This window comes from Luteibacter sp. P4_E6, from assembly GCF_056401535.1.
Genome location: NZ_JBFUJE010000774.1, coordinates 1 through 1,413, shown reverse-complemented (window position 1 = coordinate 1,413; position 1,413 = coordinate 1). Strand labels below are relative to the sequence as shown.

Genomic DNA, 1,413 nt, shown 5'->3' with positions numbered 1-1,413 from the left:
TCGTACGCCTGCGCAGAAGGATCCGGCTGCGACGACGAATCCGGGCCCAGATTGCCGAAGCCGCTCGCGCCTGCGTTGCGCGTTTCGTCACCATCGCGATGGGAACGCAGTGCCTCATCGAGAAGCGCACCGGCGGCCAGGCCACCCAGGCCGGCCGCGACGGCCGTGCCTACGCCCGAAGACGGCGGCGGCGCATAGCCCGGATTGCCATAGCCGGGATTCCCGCCATAAGGCTGACCACCGTTCATGGGCGGCGCCGGCGAATAGCCGTTGCCGAACTGGTTGTTCGGATTCTGCCGGCRGCGCATCAGGAAGAAAATAATGAGGACGAGGATCACACCCCCGATCAGCCAGCCCGTCATGTGCGACTGGCCACCAGCTTCGGTACGGGCAGCCGGCTGGGGCTCAGTGAAACGCGCGGGAGCCACCGCCGCGGGCCGGGCGGAAGGCGGCGCGAGCGCGGCATCCAGCTCGTGCTGGAAGTGCTGGAACTTGGCCGGGTCCGTGAACTTGGTCGCCGGGTCCAGGGTCGCCGCCTTGGTCGCCTCGGTCTTCGCTTCTCCGATATTGCCTTCATGGGCAAGGACTTCGGCGAGGATGTAGTGAGCCTTGGCGCTCGTCGGATGCTCGGAAATCGTCTGGCGCAGCGCGGTTTCCGCACCGGAGTAGTCACCGCGGGCGATCAACGCCTGGATGTCCTTCGGGGTGTCTTCAGCGCTTGCCGCGACGGACGTGAGGGCCAACAGGACTAACGTGAGAATCGGCTTATGCATGACGTTCTCGGAGCTCAGGAAGACGCTTAGTGTCATGCGTCCGTCGAGAGTTTGCGAGCCGCAAGAAAATGCTGTTCAGCGTGGATTTCTTCGTGGGTAACGTAGCGCCGGTACCCTGCTCCCACACGGTGAGACGAGTTATCACCGTGTGCGCCGCCTCCGGGTGACCGAGACGGTCGGTAGCGTCGATTTCGGACAAGCCCTCGGGACTTCCTACAGGTAGTCGCACTCGTCTCTCATTGAGCTCCTGCGTTGACTCTATTTTGAGCCGCGGGTGCGGTAGGCGTCACGTTAGCCGGCACTCCGGAAGTCCACACGATGTGCTTATCGACAAGGGTCCAGATCCCTCCGGTCCCGGCGGCGATTCCGCCAAGGACGATCACCATGCCCCACAGCCTGTTTTTCCATTGCATGAGATCTTTCACGTCGACACTCACATTCGCGACAGTGGCTTTGAGATCAGTGATGTCAGTGCTCACGCCGGCGATGCGTTGCTCAAGACGGGCCTGCGAGCTTGTGATCTGGACAAGCATGCCGACGACTCCCTGTCCTTGCTGCATCAGAAGATCGTCGCGCAATACGTCGTCCGAGAAACTCGGAGGCCGGTTATTCACAGTTCCGCCGGTATGCATGTGTAGCC

General features: G+C 62.5%; 2 protein-coding genes. Both read right to left on the bottom strand.

Features of this window, described 5'->3' with window-relative positions; all coding sequences use genetic code 11:
* Positions 1-773, bottom strand: a 773-nt coding sequence (locus tag AC1DT2_RS23375) for a tetratricopeptide repeat protein (RefSeq protein WP_477299067.1), incomplete at its 3' end; no start/stop codon positions are given.
* A gap of 236 nt (positions 774-1,009) precedes the next feature.
* Positions 1,010-1,413: hypothetical protein (locus AC1DT2_RS23370; RefSeq protein ID WP_477299066.1), on the bottom strand; the 404-nt coding region annotated here is incomplete at its 5' end.